A 16,599-nucleotide genomic window follows, 5' to 3' on the forward strand; every position below is an offset into this window, starting at 1 on the left:
GCATTTTGGCAAGAATGAGTGACAAGTAAGCCATCGTAAAGAAGGGATGCACAGATGAACTTGGCTGAGATCTTGGTTTACACCGATATCCGGCAGCTCCATCAGATTGCCAACCATTACGGATGCGAATGCAACCCTCATTCCAAAAACGAATTGATTACGTCACTGTTGTCTAGCTTGAGGCACAGGTTGACAATCTCTCAAGAAGTTGAACAGCTGAGCAGTGTAGAAACCCATTTTTTGCTGCAATTGTTCCTGGACAAGCGTACGGTCATGTCGCTTGAGGATTTGTTGGCGAAGGCTGGAGTGGCACTGGCGTGTGAAAAGGAAAAAAAGCAGGAGGAAGGACGGAAGTTTGTCGCGGCTGCAATGAAGCGAGGATGGGTTTTTCCGGCGAAAAGTAAGACAGTAGGGCAGTACCAAATTCCGCTGGACATCCGCGAGCCGTACTTGCAAGCATGGCTGACAAAATGGCGTGAGTCAAACGCATCTTTTCATCCTGGGCCGCAAGCGTATAGGGATGAAGGAACAGCACTATGCGATGATATCATGCAATTTTTACAATTTCTCCAGCAGGAGCCAGTACCGCTAACCGCAGAAGGTGGCATGTACAAGCGACATCAGCAGCAGCTTTTTCAATTTTTGTACGTAAAAGAAGAGCCGCTATTGCCACAAAAATGGCGTTTTGGGTACGGGCTGCATTTTGATTTATACCCTGACCGCTTTTCCTTGCTCTACGATTTCTGCTACTATCACCGATGGATCGTCGAAGTCGACGGCAAAGTAGCCGTAACGGAAGCAGGAAGAGAACGACTGGAGCAACCGTATACCGATCAATTGTACCATGATGTCATTCGCTTCTGGATGAGGCTGTACAAGCGGGCTGTCCCCAACTTGCCGATGTTGGTTCAGCTCATTCCGTTGATCGCGTCGGCTGGATGGGTAAGTCAGCAATCTCTAATGGACACGCTACTCCATTGGATGAAAGAGTTTTACTACGATTCACCCACAGATATCTTGGTGAATCGGGTATGCAAAATGATGGTGCATCTTGGATTGTTGCGCGTCGGCCAAGACGAACAGGAGCAGTGGCTATACACCGCGACGTATGCGAGCCAGACTTGGCTTCGAAAATACAATGGTTTTACCGAAACGACTATTTTATTGAAGTGAGGGATGGGTATGGAGTGGCCGAATTTCTATTCCAACGCGTACGGAACGAACAATCAAATGGTTTCCGGTTTGCTATCTGAAATGGTGATCGACGAGCAGATGCGTCAATACCGCAAGCGCACGCTGATCCAGGAGATTGATGAGGCACTTGCATCGAAAAACAAAGAGCTGTTTATGCGCTTAACAGACGAATTGAAAGAAATCATGGCTTACGAGCAAGCCTAAATACATATCGTATGCGTTATTGCGAGTCTCCAACCATTCATGGTACGCTTGTTTCCAGAAATGAACAAGGAAATGAGGAGACGGCTCTATGCAGTGGAACTTGAACGATTTTGAAAACTGGGAGGAGTTGCGATCCTTTGTGGATACCGCGCTGCTCCCTCTTTATTTGTACAGTACGGACAGAAAAGTAGAAGAGCATGTTGTTCGGATGAACTACTTGTTAAATGTAGCTGCCGGGATTGAACAGCGCCTAAAGGGGCGCGTGCTGCTGTTTCCGTTAAGCTATCAAATAGGAGAAGAACAGCTGGAACAACGAACACCGGCGGAATTCCCCTATAAAGTACTGCTTCATTTTCGCGGAGAGCAGATTCAAGTAATGGAGAGGGCAGAAGAAGGCGTGTTGACGTTATTGGTAGGGGATGAAGACTTGGAATCTTCTTTGCGCTTCGAAGTGACCGTGGATGTGCTGTACAAAGAGGTCATCAAGTTGTGGCAAACTGGGCAGCGATAATCGATTTGACTAAAAAAAGAGACGCAATAGAGAAAGCGTTTTCCGGTAATACTACAGAAAAATGGGTGGGGCAAGGTCTTAAATTTGACAATCTGGCAACAATATACTGTCACACATCGTTTGGGCAAAGACATGTCCACTGGACATTCTTGACATCTTTATAGGCGTTAGCTATGATTGGGATTGACCTAGTGTATATGTATAAAAATGCCATCGTAGCGCTATTTTACAGGATAAGGAGGGAAAAAGATATGGGAGACAAACGCGAAATTTCCAGGCGTACATTTTTGAACTACGCCCTTATGGGAACTGGCGGATTCCTTGCTGCGGGAATGATCACCCCAATGATTCGTTTTGCGGTAGACCCCCTTCTGCAAGGACATGCAGGTGGAGATAAAGTAGCTGTCGGCAGTCCGGATGAGTTTAGTGCCGTGCCAAAACGCGTTGAATTCAAGGTCCATACCAAGGACGGTTGGTATGAATCAGAATCAACACTTACTGCATGGGTTACCAAGAACGACAAGGGTGAGATTCTTGCTCTGTCCCCGATCTGTAAGCACTTAGGGTGTACGGTTGACTGGGGAACTGGTGCAGGCCAACCGAATGAGTACTTCTGTCCTTGCCACATGGGTCGTTATACGATCAATGGCGAGCACATTTTGGGAACGCCACCCACGGCCTCTCTCGATGAGTATGAGACAGAAGTCAAAGATGGAAAATTGTATTTAGGTAAAGTAAAAGCAAATCCTCGTCCGGGGGTGAACGGCTAAAATGATGCAAAAAATGTATGATTGGGTCGACGAGCGCTTAAACATCACTCCGATGTGGCGTGACTTGGCTGACCACGAAGTACCTGAGCACGTGAACCCGGCACATCATTTTTCCGCTTTTGTTTACTGCTTTGGTGGACTTACGTTCTTTATTACCGTTATTCAAATCTTGTCTGGTATGTTCTTGACGATGTACTATGTACCAGACGTTATCAATGCTTACGAATCCGTTAAGTACCTGCAGAACGAAGTAGCGTTCGGGGTAATCGTGCGCGGTATGCATCACTGGGGTGCCAGCTTGGTCATCGTGATGATGTTCCTACATACTCTGCGTGTATTCTTTACAGGTGCATACAAAAAGCCTCGTGAATTGAACTGGGTAGTCGGCGTATTGATTTTCTTCGTTATGCTGGGTCTCGGTTTCACAGGTTACCTCTTACCTTGGGATAACACCGCATACTTTGCGACCAAAGTAGGTGTGCAGATCGCTGACTCTGTACCTTTAATCGGTCCATACGTGAAAACATTGCTTACAGGCGGAGACATTCTAGGAGCGCAAACGCTTACCCGTTTCTTCGCAATTCACGTGTTCTTCCTTCCAGGCGCGCTGCTTGGTCTGTTGGGAGCTCACTTTGTAATGATCCGTTCGCAAGGTATCTCGGGTCCACTATAATCGGTCTTCGAAAAAAGGAGGAAATAGCATGGCAAAACAAGATAAAGATGCTACCTTCGTCGGAGATTCCCGAGTATCGGCGAAGCGTATTCCAAACATTTCTCCATCCTACTCCGACTTTCCAGGAAAAAATGAGCCGTTTTGGCCAAACTTCCTGCTGAAAGAGTGGATGGTGGCAGCCGTTTGCTTGGTTGGTTTCCTTGTGTTAACGGTTTCACACCCGTCGCCGTTAACTGACAAAGCAAACCCGAATGATACATCATTCATTCCGTTGCCAGACTGGTACTTCTTGTTCCTGTATCAATTGCTGAAATATCCATGGGCTGCAGGGGATTGGGTCGTTCTTGGAATCGTTGTTATTCCAGGTATCGCATTTGGTGCACTTATGCTGGCTCCTTGGCTGGATACCAGCAAAGAGCGTCGTCCTAGCAAACGTCCAGTTGCTACAGGCTTGATGCTGACTGCACTCGTTGGTATTTTCTACCTGACTTGGGCAGCAAACCATGAATATCATCTGGCTCACCCAGATAAAGGTAAAGGAACTGGTGGCAAAGAGGGATCGAGTGCAACTGCACCTGCTCCAGCTGACACCAGCTTTAAAGCAGATGCGCTTTGGAAAGCGCAAACAAGCTGTATGGGGTGCCATGGTAAAAACATGGAGGGTGGCATGGGTCCAAACCTCCAAAAAATCGGCGCAACTTTGGATGCAGCCAAGATTACTGATATCATCAAGAACGGTAAAGGCGCAATGCCAGGCGGTATGATCAAAGATGATGCAGAAATCGCAAAGCTGGCTGACTACTTGGCTGGCTTGAAATAAGCTAATAGGGGAAAAGCTGGCTGGTAATGCGGTCAGCTTTTTCGTTAGCGGCGTACACAGCGGGAGACGATTATAGATGATCTGGATATGGGAGTGGTTTCGGCAATCTTTGGGCAAAAGGTGGTTTCTTTGGACGCTGTTCGTCGTCAACTTTTTAGGAACCATATATGGATTCATCTGGTATGGTAACCAATTGGCTGAGACACCAGCATATTTGATTCCTTTTGTTCCGGACAGCCCGACAGGTAGCGGACTTTTTTCGCTTGTACTCCTTACCTATTTGTTGGGTCGCCACATTCCTGTACTGGAAGCTTTGGCTGGCATCACCAATTTTAAGTATGGTGTCTGGGCCGTCTGCATTATCGTGGCTGGTTGGATGATGGGCAATGAAGTGCGTTGGACAGACGTGATGCTGATTATTTCCCACACGGGCATGGCTGTGGAATCTGTTTTGTACGCACGTTTTTACAAGCTAAGTCTTCTGCCGGTGGGAATCGCTGCTCTGTGGACACTGAATAATGATTTTCTCGATTACGTCATGGATATCCATCCATGGCTGCCGAGTGTGCTGGATCCGTATGAGGGCTTCGTAGGTTTGTTTACGGTTCTTCTCAGTCTGATCTCGATCTCGGTGATTTGGTGGGTAAATATGAAGTATACGACAAATAAGGTCTAATCTTGTCCTCCTTTCCATAGTCTGTACTAGGGAAGGAGGTTATTTGCGTTGAAGAAAAACATCCGGTTTTTATTATTCTTTCTCATGATCGGGTTGTTGTTGTCGTGGCCCATTCATAACTTGTACACGAAGCTAAATCAACCGATAGAACAAAAGCAGTTGGCAGCATTGGATCAAATTGCGCATGAGTTCCTGACGTATGCAAAAAAGGGAGATCTTGAAGGCGCAGAGCAGCGCATCGTCCAGCTAGCAGACCGATTTCCGAACCAGCATTTGCCCAATCCGATACGTATTGAGAGTCTGAATGCAGTGACCCAGTCTATATTGGCAGCCAAGCAAAGCTTTGCTTCCGCAAATGCAAGTGAACAGCAATTGCTGTGGCATGCCACGCGGGTCCGTATCGCCATAGACGCCCTTACCCATGATCACCAGCCGATGTGGCGTAGCTACTATCCTTCTCTCGTAACACAGGTCCAAAACCTGCAGCTATCCGCTGTTGAGCGGAATTTCAGTCAGTTTCGCGAACAGTTCGATGAGAACTACCGGTTATTTTTGGCCATCAAGCCGGGGATGAGTATTCAGCTTCCAGAGGGGCAAATGTCCTCGATTACGGTTGCGTACGATATCATATCCAAAGAGATGCGGAACACCCAAGTAGATTGGCAGCTGGTTCGAGAGGCATTGCGAGAATTGAACAGTTCCTTTCAAGTGGCTTTTGTGGGAGAAGAGAAGAGTACGCTTGCTCGTTTGATGATGCGTCCAGACTCTCCGATTGTTACTCTCGCTTCTATCATGATAGCTTTGATCATGGCCTTGTCTTATGTGGCATGGAAGAAATACAACGGAGAAATCCGTTCGACCTAATAGGTGCAAAAAGGTGCAAAAACCCTTGCCTGTATGAAAAGGCAAGGGTTTTTCTGTGCTGCTTCATGTTAGTCGTGAAGCGGTTTCTTGTTTTCATCAAGGGTGAAGCCTTCTCCGAGAACTTCATGCACATCATTAACGATGACAAAAGCATGCGGATCAATTTCTTGCACAATGGTTTTAAAACGCATGACTTCGTTTCGGCTGACAACGACATAGATGACTTTCTTTTCCTCGCCAGAGTAGGCGCCTTTACCGGCTAAGAGTGTCACACCACGACCTACATCGAGAATGTGCTTGGCGATGCTATCTGCTTCGTTGGAGATGATCGTCAATGCTTTTCCTGCATAAGCGCCATCTTGGAAAAAGTCGATGACACGTGCTGCGATAAAGACGACGACAAGGGTGTACATGGCGCTTTCTAGATTCAAATAGACGAGGGACGCCCCAATGACCAAGATGTCTCCGAAGAACAACGTCCTTCCCATACTGATACCCATGTATTTCTGAAGCAGTCTGGCAATGATGTCCACACCGCCGGTCGTTCCGCCGTAACGGAAAATAATCCCTAACCCGACACCAACAGCTACCCCGGCATACAGGGAAGCAAGCAAGCGATCTTTCATTGGCAACAGAAGCACGCCATCAAATAAGGATAAAAAGACGGAAAGAGAAACCGTTCCCAAAATCGTGTAGAAAAAAGAGGTTCGTCCAAGAATTTTCCAGCCCAAGAAAAATAACGGTACGTTCAGGACAAAGAAGACGATTCCCTGATCCACAACAGGAACTAACAGCTTGATCAAAATACTGATACCGGTGATACCGCCCTCAGCTAGATGATTGGGAATGTTGAACGCGTTAATACCAAATCCCATAATGGCAGAACCGATGATAATGGCAATGATACTGTCAAGACGAATTTTCATATTTCCTCCTGTTCGCCGGACCAGGAAAAGGCTTCCCCCCGGACTTGATGTGCAGGTAATACTTGTGTTACCTGAGGGCTATCCGAAAGCCATTATAAATGAACGCTCGTTTGATTGTCCATATGCTGGAAAGACGAAGTATTGTGATTTGGCAAACGAAGCCTTTTTTAGTACGATAGGTGAAAGAGAGAAGAATGTGAAAAAGGAGTGGTCGGATGGAACGGCAAAAGACTATGCAAGAGATGCAGCAAGAAGTTGATCAATACATATCGCAATTTAAAGAAGGATATTTTTCTCCGCTGTCCATGCTGGCTAGAATGACAGAAGAAGTAGGCGAATTAGCCAGAGAGATTAACCATTTTTATGGAGAAAAACCGAAGAAAAAGGACGAAGGCGAAAAAACAGTAGAGGAAGAGCTGGGTGACGTACTCTTCATTGTAATTTGTTTCGCAAACTCACTCGGAATCGATTTGCAGGAAGCGTTTGATCGTATTATGCACAAGTTTAATACACGCGATAAAGATCGCTGGACAAGAATAGAGGAGAACGAGCAGCATGACTAAACAAATTCGTGTAGCAGTTGCTGGCGCAAATGGTCGAATGGGGCAAGAAGTAGTGAAAATGTTAGCGCAGGATACCGCGCTCGTTTTTACAGGCAATTTGGATACGCGTGTGAGCGAAGAGGGAATCAATCAACAATTGGACGAAATGAAGCCGGATGTTTTGGTAGACTTTACGACACCGCATACGGTGTATCGTCATATGGAGATCTGTCTGGCTCGTGGTGTGCGACCGGTGGTTGGTACAACAGGGCTGACAACAGAGCAGCTACAAGAGATGACGGAGCGCTATAGAGAAGTGGGACTGGGCGCCATCATTGCTCCGAATTTTGCAATCGGAGCGATTCTATGTATGAAGTTTTCCGCAATGGCAGCAAAATATATGCCACATGTGGAAATTATCGAGCTGCATCATGACCGAAAGCTGGATGCGCCAAGCGGAACGGCATTGAAGACCGCCGAGATGATTGGAGCCGTTCGTGAAGAGCTCAAGCAAGGGCATCCTGAAGAGGTAGAAACAATTCCAGGCGCTCGCGGAGCAGATTACGAAGGATTCCGAATTCACAGTGTCCGCCTGCCAGGCATGGTCGCCCATCAAGAGGTTTTGTTTGGGGCAACAGGCCAAACGCTGTCCATACGCCATGATTCGATTAACCGGGAATCTTTCATGCCAGGGGTAAATATGGCTATTAAAGCCGTAATGAATATGAACGGATTGATTTACGGATTGGAACATCTGATTGATTAAACGTTTGATTAACATACACACGATACCCAGCCATAAAGGGAGAGGTTTTCTTGAAAATTGCATTGATTGCCCATGATCGAATGAAAGAACAGATTGTGCAACTAGCGATGGCCTATGAATCCATTTTGGCAAAGCATGACCTGTATGCCACAGGAACAACTGGGTCGCGAATCATGGAAGCTACGTCGCTTTCCCTAACCCGATTTCTTTCAGGGCCATTAGGAGGCGATCAACAAATCGGTGCGATGATCGCCCGCAATGAGATGGATTTGATTATCTTTTTGCGTGATCCGCTTACCTCTCAACCGCATGAACCTGATATTATCGCACTGCTTCGACTGTGTGATGTGCACAAGATACCGTTTGCCACCAATCTCGGTTCGGCAGAAATCATGCTGAAGGCCTTGGAAATGGGACAACTGGATTGGCGCGAAGTGGTGCGTGAGGAGAATGAAGCATGAGTTCACTCGATATTTTGGCAATCGGCGCTCATCCTGACGATGTCGAGATCGGAGCGGCAGGCAGTCTGATATTGGCAGCTAATGAGGGAAAGCGCGTGGGGATTCTCGACTTGACCTACGCAGAATTGTCTTCGAATGGAACGGTGGAGAGAAGGCAACAAGAAGCGGCTGCGGCTGACCAAGTGATGGGAGTGGCTGCACGCTTTAATTTTGGACTGCCTGATCGCGGCTTGGAAGCAGTCAGGGAAAGTGCGATTGAACGTGTCGTAAAGCTCATTCGTGAAACACGCCCAGCCATTGTGCTTGCGCCTTATTACGCGGATCGTCATCCAGATCACGAAAGCGTAAGTCGGATCGTTCGAGAAGCGGTGTTTAATGCGGGTATCCGCAAGTATTTGCCGGAGCCTTCTTTGCCTGCCTATCGCCCATCGCAATTCCTCTACTATTTTATTAATTCCACTGTCACGCCACAGGTTGTCGTGGATATCACTGCTGTTTATGAGCAAAAAATGGAAGCGCTGCGTTGCTATCGCAGTCAGTTTGAGCTTGAAGAAGGCAGTGTCCAAACACCACTTACCAACGGTTATCTGGAGTCTGTTGAGTATCGAGAGCGACTGTTTGGTCAGCAGGCTGGTGTAGCCTACGCAGAAGGATTTGTCAGTGCAGCTCCGTATGTATTAAAGAGCTTGTGAGAAGGGGTGACACTGTATGAAGATCGGGATTACTTGCTATCCGTCATTGGGCGGATCGGGCGTAGTAGCCACAGAGCTGGGCAAGCTATTGGCTGAGCGAGGACATCAAGTCCATTTCATTACAGGTGGAATGCCATTTCGTTTAGGCGCGTTTCACCCGAACATTTTCTATCATGAAGTAGAAGTGAACAACTATGATGTTTTTAAATATCCACCCTATGACTTGACCTTGGCGAACCGAATGGCGCAAGTGGCGAAAAATGAAAGCCTGGACTTATTACATGTGCATTATGCTGTGCCACATGCATTGTGTGCGTTCCTCGCCAAGCAAATGGTAGGGGATCATTTGAAAATTGTGACCACACTGCACGGGACGGATATTACTGTTCTGGGTTATGACTCGAATTTGAGTGATATGATCCGCTTCGGCATTGAGCGAAGCGATTTGGTAACAGCGGTGTCCAATGATTTGATCAGGCAGACAAAAGAGCTGCTGCATACTGAAAAAGAAATTGTTCCTGTGTATAACTTTGTAGACAAGCGGCGTTATTACCCGAAAGAGGTTACGAAGCTGAAAAAGGTATTTGCACCGAATGGTGAAAAAATTCTTATGCACATTTCCAATTTCCGTCCGGTCAAACGAGTGCCGGATGTGATTGAAATATTTTCGCGTGTACGTGAAGAAGTGCCTTCCAGACTGATCCTTATTGGGGAAGGTCCCGAAATGGGGCTGGTCCGCAAGATGATTGCCGAGCTGGGTCTGAATGACGATGTATGCTTCCTCGGCAAGCAGGAAGACGTCGCCGAGGTATTGTCGATGGCAGACATTATGCTGCTTCCATCAGAAAAGGAAAGCTTCGGTCTCGTCGCACTTGAAGCAATGGCTTGCGGTGTGCCAGTCGTTGCAACAGTGGCAGGTGGTTTGCCTGAAGTCGTACTGGATGGTGTGAACGGCTTCTTGCGTCCAATTGGCGACGTGGAAGGCATGGCGAAAGAAACAATACGTCTCTTGCAAAACGAAGAGCTCTACCGCGAATTCTCCGCGAATAGCATTGAGCGATCCTGCAAAACGTTTTGTCACGAAACGATTGCTTCGCAGTATGAAGCACTGTACGCCAACTTGCTGGCAAGAAAAACTGAAGAAAACCTAAGTTTTTGAACGTAAGATGGAGTTTTTAGCTAGCTGATGCACCTTGGATATAAAAATAAACAATCCATACAAAACTCTCATGATAAACGCCTCCTTGAGTAGATCAGGCGGAGCAAACCAGAAAGGGGGGATTGGATTGGCGATAGAATTGGCAAAGCGTGTTCTCGACAGATTGGAGGAACACGGTTTTGAAGCTTACTACGTGGGTGGTTGCGTCCGCGATTGGCTATTGCAACGACCTGTTCATGATATAGATATATGCACGAATGCCCATCCCGGCGACGTCATCCGATTGTTTCCCGATCATGTCCCGACTGGTCTGAAACACGGTACTGTATCTGTAAAAGTCGAGGGGCAGCTGTTCGAAGTCACCACGTTTCGGACGGAAGGAAAATATGAAGATTACCGTCGACCCGCTGAGGTTCAATTTGTTTCGGAACTTCGGCTCGATCTGGAGCGACGGGATTTTACGATGAACGCAATGGCGATGGATCGTCATCAAGTATTGCACGACCCGTTCGGTGGACAAGAGGATATGGAGCATCGGCTGGTTCGTGCTGTAGGCATTCCGCTAGAGAGATTTCAGGAGGATGCCCTTCGGCTTTTACGGGGTGTGCGATTTGCTTCCCAGTTAGGTTTTGCTATAGAAGACCAGACCATGCTCGCCATGAAACAGACTGCGCCATTGTTAGCTCATATTGCTGTGGAACGCATACGGGAAGAGCTGAATAAAACGCTCGACAGCAAAGCCCCAGAGGTTGGTTGTCAGTTGTTGAATGAAACGAGGCTCATGGCTTATGCCCCCGAGGTAGAAAAACTGTTCATCTTCTCGAATGAGCATACTTGGCGGCTCCGTCATTTGCAAACCGTGACGCAAAAATGGTCGTTGCTACTGTTTGCAGCGAAATATTCGCCTGTGCAATCGCGTGAAGTATGCCAATTCCTCAAAATGTCCAAACGCGAAACAGAAGCAATTTGTTGCTTGGTTGAGCTTTTGACGCGATTGCAGCCGCAATGGGATGTCCCCCAAGCGATGGAGTGGGGGCCATTGCTGCTTGAAGTCGGGTGGGACACTTGCAACGAGTTTTTCCTTTTACTGCAAGCGTGTTGGTGGAAGGAGAGGCATTCGTTTTCGAAGCAAGCACTCCTCGATCAATACGAAAACATGCCTGTCAAAACCATCAAGGATTTGGCAATTACGGGGCTTGACCTGCAAGTAGCCGTTCAGAAAAAGCCCGGCGAGTGGATTGTCCGCGTCTTGGAATCGTTGCTTAGACAAACGGCACTGCACGGTTTACCAAATACACCAGAAGCACTCGTCGAAGTTGCAAAGAAAGAGGTTGCACAAGATGAAAATTAAGCAAGTCATCCTTCAAGCATTCCGTGATCAGCCAGGCAGTTTCATCTCAGGTGAAGAATTGAGCCAAACATGCGGTTGCTCCAGGACGGCGGTTTGGAAACATATCGAAGAGCTGCGCCGGGATGGTTACGAGGTAGAGGCGGTGCGGAAATCGGGGTATCGCCTGTTGGTTGCCCCTGATCGCTTGTCAGCAGCAGAAATCATGGCTGGATTGGAAACGAACCGGATTGGTCAAAATGTCATCGCTTACGATGAGGTGGTATCTACACAGCCACTCGCACACGAGGCTGCGGCAAAAGGGGCAGTAGAAGGTACGATTGTACTGGCAGAGCTGCAAACAGGTGGGAAAGGCAGACTCGGTCGCCCCTGGCATTCTCCGAAAGGAACGGGGATCTGGATGAGTTTGATCATCCGACCTGCGATTCCGCTACCAAAGACACCTCAGATGACGTTGCTAACGGCGGTTGCTGTAGCGAGAACGATCCGGGAAGAGACTGGGCTCCCTGTCAAAATCAAATGGCCGAATGATATTTTTATTGGTGACAAAAAAGTATGCGGGATTTTGACAGAACTCAATGCCGAATCTGATCGGGTCAATTATTTAGTGATCGGAATCGGGCTCAATGCCAACAGTATCGAGGCGGATTTTCCATCTGACTTGGCACAGATTGCCACTTCACTTCGAATTGAATCTGGCGAGCCACTGAAGCGCGTTTCGTTTATTCAACGGCTCTGCCGAATTTTTGAAGAAGAGTACGACCACTATTTGCAGGCTGGCTTCGAGCGTGTAAAACAAGAGTGGGAGAATCATTCGTACACCATTGGCAAATGGGTGACCCTCCAGACGATTTCACAACAGCTGGAAGGTCGTGCCGTTGGCTTGGATGAAGAAGGGGTACTCAAAGTCGAGGATCAGACTGGACAGATTCACAAAGTTTATTCGGCTGATGTCAATTATCGTGCAAATGATTAAATCATTTGCTATACTCCAATTTGGAGGCTGTATCACCTGGTGAACGGTACTCCCGGAGTATTTTTGTATCTATCGTGTAATCTTAAATCAATACGTGTAAGGACAAAAATCTGCTCAGAGCCTGTGTGGACCGAGACAGAAGGAATCCGCTAACGCAAAATGTCTTTTTGACATGGACAACCTTCTCCCGATTGACGCGAGAAGGTTTTTTTATTCCTCACACGATCCACGGGCTTGATGCGAAGAGGAGCAATGAAAAATGGCACAAAACGACAGACCTATTACGACTTCGAGTATCCGCAAGAAAAAAGAAATGCGAACCCCGATTACCATGGTGACCGCTTATGACTATCCGTCAGCGAAATTAGTGGATGAAGCTGGCGTTGATATGATTCTGGTCGGTGATTCGTTGGGAATGGTCGTACTCGGTTATGACTCCACCATCCCTGTTACGATGGAGGACATGCTACACCATACGAAAGCAGTAACGAGAGGGGCCAAGCGAGCATTTGTCGTGGCAGATTTGCCTTTCCTCAGCTATCACGGAACAGTTGAGGAAGCGGTGAAAAACGCGGGCAGACTAATGCAAGAAGGGCTGGCCAAGGCCGTCAAAATGGAAGGGGGCCGCGAACTCGCCCCAATCATTACACGCTGTGTACAAGCAGGCATCCCTGTCGTTGGACATATTGGACTTACTCCGCAATCGGTACATCAATTAGGCGGTTACAAAGTACAAGGAAGAGATCTGGAGGCAGCCAAAAAATTGCTGGACGAAGCCCTTGCGATTCAAGAAGCAGGTGCATTCGCCATTGTGCTGGAATGTGTTCCGGAAGAGGTCGCTGGCATGATTGCAGACAAGCTGGACATCGCTGTGATTGGAATCGGAGCGGGTGCGACTTGTGATGGGCAAGTGCTGGTGTTCCATGATATGGTCGGCTACGCATCGGATATCACACCGAAATTCGTGAAGCGCTATGCAAACATTGGCGAAACAATCCGTGAAGCAGTGGAGACTTATAACAAAGAAGTGGAAGCAAGAAGCTTCCCAGCGCAAGAGCATGTCTTCCATGCCTCCGAAGAAACCATCAAGGAACTGTACGGGGAAGGAGTGAAGCAGTCATGATGCAAACCATGATGCAGCAAGTCTCCACGATTGCAGAGATGCGTGTTCATATAAAAGAAGCGCGTCGGCAAGGAAAAACGATCGGAATGGTACCAACCATGGGCTTTTTGCATGAAGGACATCTCAGCTTGGTGAAAGCTGCCCGTGAAGTATGTGATTTGGTTGTGATGAGCATTTTCGTAAACCCGCTGCAATTCGGACCGAATGAAGACTTTGAACGTTATCCACGCGATATCGAAAGGGATAGCAAAATGGCGGAAGAAGCGGGAGTGGACTTTCTTTTTACCCCGGAAGTCAGCGAGATGTATCCGACGCCGATGTTGACCAATATTTCAGTAGGAAATGTGACGACACCATTGTGTGGAGCTTCTCGTCCAGGTCATTTTGATGGCGTATCGACCGTCGTCAATAAATTGTTTCAAATTGTCCAGCCCGATCTCGCCTTTTTTGGACAAAAGGATGCCCAGCAGGTAGCCGTTGTAACGCAAATGGTCCACGATTTATCGATGCCAGTACAAATCGTTCCATGCCCGATAGTACGGGAAGCGGATGGGCTTGCCATGAGCTCTCGGAACGTGTACTTGTCAGCAGATGAGCGAGCACAAGCACTCGTGCTATCACAGAGCCTGAGGCAAGCAGAAGAATGGCTAAGTGAGGGTGTGGCTCTTTCTACAATCAAGGATCGTATCACGCAAATGATTTCCGCGAAGCCGTTGGCTGATATTGATTATGTGGAAATTTTGAGCTATCCAGCGCTTACTCCATTGGAGCAGGAAACGGCAGGTCAGACCATCATCATCGCGCTGGCTGTTCGTTTTGGCAAAACACGTCTGATCGACAATACGATTACATCAATCAAGTAGAGATAAGGGAGGAATTGTTAGTGTTCCGCACCATGATGAAAGCAAAAATCCATCGCGCAACAGTAACTGAAGCAAACTTGAACTATGTCGGCAGTATTACCATCGACAAAAATTTGTTGGATGCGCTGGATATTTTGCCAAATGAAAAAGTACAAATCGTCAATAACAACAACGGAGCGCGTCTGGAAACATACGTTATCGAAGGTGCTCCAGGCAGTGGCGTCATTTGCTTGAACGGAGCAGCTGCACGTCTTGTACAAGAGGGCGACATCGTTATTATTATTGCCTATGCGATGATGACGGATGAAGAGGCGAGAACCTACAAGCCACGTGTCGCCATCATGGATGAAAAAAATCAGATCAAAGAATTGATTGCAGAAGAAGTACACGCGACGATTCTGTAAGCGATCTGTCGACTCCTGCATAGAGCCACCTGCCTTGTGAGACAATGAAAGTACTCATGCCTCATAGGGGGTGGCTTTTCTTGTGAAAATCGAAGACTGGTTTCATACGCTTCGGAACAAAGCGCAGACGATTGAAGAGAAGTGGCAGGGGGCTTCTGAACAAGAACGTCTTCAGCTCGCGGAACAATTGTTTCAATTGCGCCAAGTAAGTGATACAGTCGTAGACCTGTGGCTGCAATTCGAAGAAAAATTATCAAATGCGATTCGTAACATCAAGGAAATGGAAGGACAGCTTCCGGCAGAAGAGAAAAAGCCGGATCAGTTGAAGGGTAATGCAGAATCACCAAAGGCAGTAGAAACAGAAAAAACAGCAGAGGGAAAAAAGAAAGGGTATTCCCCGGAAGCGGGTCCATACGAGCCGATTTTTCGACGTGGGGAAGGCTTTTATCATCTGCGCATGTTTCAAGACGCAAAAAAGTGCTTTGCAGAACTAGTTCAAAAATCGCCAGACTGGGAAAGTGGGCGCTTGTACTACGCTTACAGTCTCCTTTTGTGTGAGGAAACAGAATTAGCCTTTCGGGAATTCCGTCTTCTCGGCAGGACGGCAGGCTCACCTACCGTTGTGGCCATCAGTTTTAATGCCATCGGATGCATACTTGCGGAGGAGGAGCAATGGCTGGAGGCGGCGCAAGCTTTCAAGACGTCTCTCGAGATCAAGCCAGAACAGGAAGAAGCCAAATACAACCTCGCGCTATGCTATTTAAGAGATGGCGATGCACAGGAAGCTTTGGACGAATTGGAACCGTATTTAGAAAAAAACGAGCACGATTGGGAAGCGCAGATGCTATGGCTGCGTGCTGCCAAGTTATTGCATACGATGGACCAGACGGTGGAATGGAGCCCACCGAAAGGCTTGCAACTGCCGACACGTGATTTGGACAGCGATACTCTTCAGGAAATGGCCTCTTTATACGAAACAGTGGGCAATTACCACCGGGCACAGATTTGCTATCACTTTTTGACGGAGCGTTCCCCAAAAGAAGGCTGGGCGTGGCATGGCTTGGCCTGGAATACATGGCTCATTGCGGGTACGAAAAGGGCATTGACGCTCGTTAAAAAATCGATTAGTCTCGCACCCGAAAATGATGACTTTCTTTTTAGTTATGGCTGGATGTTGTTGTTTGACGGAAGGGTAGACGAAGCGATCAAAGCGTTTCGGATCATACTGGAAAAAAACCGAGACAATCGCCTCGGACAATCCGGGATGATTTCCGCATACGAAAAGCTGGGGGATACACAAGAAGCAAAACGGTTGGCAAAGTATTTCCTGGAAGACGCTGAGCCATATGTACGTTCGTTAGGGTATTTTCATCTGGGAAGAATCGCGGTTGTGGAAGAAAATTGGCGCCTAGCTGAACAATATTTTCAACGGGCATTGCCATTCGCAGAACAGTTATGGGAAATCCCCATCTATCTGCAATTGTGTGCAAGCAAGCTCGGTCAAACAGAAATGCAAACCGAGCTCGTACAGCCTTAAATGTACAGGAGAGCAGGAATATTTCCCATCGTTGCCGAATGTGAATGGGTGCGGATTGAATGTTTCCGCCCAGGTTACGAGGTGACAACG

The 16,599-nt window shown here is 47.6% G+C and carries 20 protein-coding genes; 19 read left to right on the forward strand and 1 reads right to left on the reverse strand.

What is annotated here, in order from left to right; translation table 11 throughout:
• Nucleotides 1–54: 54 nt before the first annotated feature.
• The 8 genes from M3630_RS09120 (at nt 55) to M3630_RS09155 (ending at nt 5,712) form a co-directional block, all read left to right on the forward strand.
• On the forward strand, nt 55–1,173 hold the full coding sequence (locus M3630_RS09120; protein ID WP_173609494.1) for a hypothetical protein: 1,119 nt from the start codon (nt 55–57) through the stop codon (nt 1,171–1,173).
• 9 nt (nt 1,174–1,182) lie between these two features.
• A complete protein-coding gene (locus M3630_RS09125; protein ID WP_173609493.1) occupies nt 1,183–1,398 on the forward strand; it encodes an IDEAL domain-containing protein in 216 nt (71 codons plus the stop codon).
• An 88-nt stretch (nt 1,399–1,486) separates the two neighbouring features.
• On the forward strand, nt 1,487–1,909 hold the full coding sequence (locus M3630_RS09130) for a DUF2487 family protein (RefSeq protein ID WP_173609492.1): 423 nt from the start codon (nt 1,487–1,489) through the stop codon (nt 1,907–1,909).
• 251 nt (nt 1,910–2,160) lie between these two features.
• Nucleotides 2,161–2,679 carry a Rieske (2Fe-2S) protein gene (locus tag M3630_RS09135; RefSeq protein ID WP_173609491.1) on the forward strand — a complete coding sequence of 173 codons (519 nt, stop codon included), beginning with the start codon at nt 2,161–2,163 and terminating at the stop codon, nt 2,677–2,679.
• Nucleotide 2,680: 1 nt separating this feature from the next.
• Nucleotides 2,681–3,352, forward strand: a complete 672-nt coding sequence (gene qcrB, locus M3630_RS09140) for a menaquinol-cytochrome c reductase cytochrome b subunit (protein WP_007716591.1) — start codon at nt 2,681–2,683, stop codon at nt 3,350–3,352.
• Nucleotides 3,353–3,380: 28 nt separating this feature from the next.
• Nucleotides 3,381–4,172, forward strand: a complete 792-nt coding sequence (locus M3630_RS09145; RefSeq protein WP_173609490.1) for a menaquinol-cytochrome c reductase cytochrome b/c subunit — start codon at nt 3,381–3,383, stop codon at nt 4,170–4,172.
• A gap of 76 nt (nt 4,173–4,248) precedes the next feature.
• A complete protein-coding gene (locus tag M3630_RS09150) occupies nt 4,249–4,848 on the forward strand; it encodes a DUF1405 domain-containing protein (RefSeq protein WP_017248137.1) in 600 nt (199 codons plus the stop codon).
• Between the two features lie 48 nt (nt 4,849–4,896).
• Nucleotides 4,897–5,712: a sporulation protein YpjB gene (locus tag M3630_RS09155; RefSeq protein ID WP_251251873.1), complete on the forward strand. Its 816-nt coding sequence runs from the start codon at nt 4,897–4,899 to the stop codon at nt 5,710–5,712.
• 68 nt (nt 5,713–5,780) lie between these two features.
• On the opposite strand, the gene M3630_RS09160 is transcribed toward M3630_RS09155, so the two are convergent.
• Nucleotides 5,781–6,638, reverse strand: a complete 858-nt coding sequence (locus M3630_RS09160; RefSeq protein WP_251251874.1) for a YitT family protein — start codon at nt 6,636–6,638, stop codon at nt 5,781–5,783.
• Between the two features lie 215 nt (nt 6,639–6,853).
• Here M3630_RS09160 and M3630_RS09165 point away from each other — a divergent pair, with 215 nt between their 5' ends.
• The 11 genes from M3630_RS09165 to M3630_RS09215 all read left to right on the forward strand — a co-directional run bounded on the left by M3630_RS09165 (nt 6,854) and on the right by M3630_RS09215 (nt 16,509).
• Nucleotides 6,854–7,201 carry a nucleotide pyrophosphohydrolase gene (locus M3630_RS09165; protein ID WP_016740047.1) on the forward strand — a complete coding sequence of 116 codons (348 nt, stop codon included), beginning with the start codon at nt 6,854–6,856 and terminating at the stop codon, nt 7,199–7,201.
• Nucleotides 7,194–7,946 (forward strand): 4-hydroxy-tetrahydrodipicolinate reductase, encoded by a 753-nt coding sequence (gene dapB / locus M3630_RS09170; RefSeq protein ID WP_251251875.1) that lies wholly within the window; start codon nt 7,194–7,196, stop codon nt 7,944–7,946. Before M3630_RS09165 ends, dapB begins: the two co-directional genes overlap by 8 nt.
• A 50-nt stretch (nt 7,947–7,996) precedes the next feature.
• On the forward strand, nt 7,997–8,407 hold the full coding sequence (locus tag M3630_RS09175; protein ID WP_173609486.1) for a methylglyoxal synthase: 411 nt from the start codon (nt 7,997–7,999) through the stop codon (nt 8,405–8,407).
• Nucleotides 8,404–9,099 carry a bacillithiol biosynthesis deacetylase BshB1 gene (gene bshB1, locus M3630_RS09180; RefSeq protein ID WP_251251876.1) on the forward strand — a complete coding sequence of 232 codons (696 nt, stop codon included), beginning with the start codon at nt 8,404–8,406 and terminating at the stop codon, nt 9,097–9,099. Before M3630_RS09175 ends, bshB1 begins: the two co-directional genes overlap by 4 nt.
• Before the next feature lie 16 nt (nt 9,100–9,115).
• Nucleotides 9,116–10,258 carry an N-acetyl-alpha-D-glucosaminyl L-malate synthase BshA gene (gene bshA, locus M3630_RS09185; RefSeq protein ID WP_251251877.1) on the forward strand — a complete coding sequence of 381 codons (1,143 nt, stop codon included), beginning with the start codon at nt 9,116–9,118 and terminating at the stop codon, nt 10,256–10,258.
• A gap of 127 nt (nt 10,259–10,385) precedes the next feature.
• Complete coding sequence (locus tag M3630_RS09190; protein ID WP_251251878.1) at nt 10,386–11,609, forward strand: CCA tRNA nucleotidyltransferase; 1,224 nt, start codon at nt 10,386–10,388, stop codon at nt 11,607–11,609.
• Nucleotides 11,599–12,582 carry a biotin--[acetyl-CoA-carboxylase] ligase gene (locus tag M3630_RS09195; RefSeq protein WP_251251879.1) on the forward strand — a complete coding sequence of 328 codons (984 nt, stop codon included), beginning with the start codon at nt 11,599–11,601 and terminating at the stop codon, nt 12,580–12,582. The genes M3630_RS09190 and M3630_RS09195 overlap by 11 nt, the downstream gene beginning before the upstream one ends.
• A 259-nt stretch (nt 12,583–12,841) precedes the next feature.
• Nucleotides 12,842–13,705 carry a 3-methyl-2-oxobutanoate hydroxymethyltransferase gene (gene panB / locus M3630_RS09200; RefSeq protein WP_173609481.1) on the forward strand — a complete coding sequence of 288 codons (864 nt, stop codon included), beginning with the start codon at nt 12,842–12,844 and terminating at the stop codon, nt 13,703–13,705.
• Nucleotides 13,702–14,568 (forward strand): pantoate--beta-alanine ligase, encoded by an 867-nt coding sequence (panC, locus tag M3630_RS09205; RefSeq protein WP_251251880.1) that lies wholly within the window; start codon nt 13,702–13,704, stop codon nt 14,566–14,568. The genes panB and panC overlap by 4 nt, the downstream gene beginning before the upstream one ends.
• 20 nt (nt 14,569–14,588) lie before the next feature.
• Nucleotides 14,589–14,972: an aspartate 1-decarboxylase gene (panD, locus tag M3630_RS09210; RefSeq protein ID WP_007723146.1), complete on the forward strand. Its 384-nt coding sequence runs from the start codon at nt 14,589–14,591 to the stop codon at nt 14,970–14,972.
• Between the two features lie 82 nt (nt 14,973–15,054).
• Complete coding sequence (locus M3630_RS09215; RefSeq protein WP_251251881.1) at nt 15,055–16,509, forward strand: tetratricopeptide repeat protein; 1,455 nt, start codon at nt 15,055–15,057, stop codon at nt 16,507–16,509.
• Nucleotides 16,510–16,599: the final 90 nt, after the last annotated feature.

Source organism: Brevibacillus sp. MER 51 (assembly GCF_023714195.1).
Lineage (GTDB): Bacteria > Bacillota > Bacilli > Brevibacillales > Brevibacillaceae > Brevibacillus.